Genomic DNA, 263 nt, shown 5'->3' with positions numbered 1-263 from the left:
GTGGAGTTGTTGGCATGATAAGGAGTTTCCCAAATGGTCTTGGCCTAAGCGTTTTGGGCATTTTGATAGTCATTCAATCGCTTGGGTTCATATCGATGGGTTTTTGGGAATTCGTTATAGCTATCATTGCTGCTGCCCTAATTGAAATAGGAGTTAAGCTAATAGTTTCTTCTCACAACAAGTGGGAAAAGAAATAGTCTAAAGATGAGAAACGTGAGCTTAGTAGCTCACGTTTTTCGAAATCTTTCAGCATCTATCAATAT

Annotated in this window: 1 protein-coding gene; it reads left to right on the top strand. The window is 38.8% G+C overall.

Annotation, left to right across the window (positions count from 1 at the left end):
* On the top strand, positions 1-197 hold a 197-nt coding region (locus FQ668_RS28865; RefSeq protein WP_218570911.1), incomplete at its 5' end, for a hypothetical protein.
* Positions 198-263: the final 66 nt, after the last annotated feature.

The sequence above is a fragment of the Pseudomonas sp. Kh14 genome, from assembly GCF_900291005.1.
Lineage (GTDB): Bacteria > Pseudomonadota > Gammaproteobacteria > Pseudomonadales > Pseudomonadaceae > Aquipseudomonas > Aquipseudomonas alloputida.
This window is presented reverse-complemented; position numbering and strand designations above follow the sequence as displayed.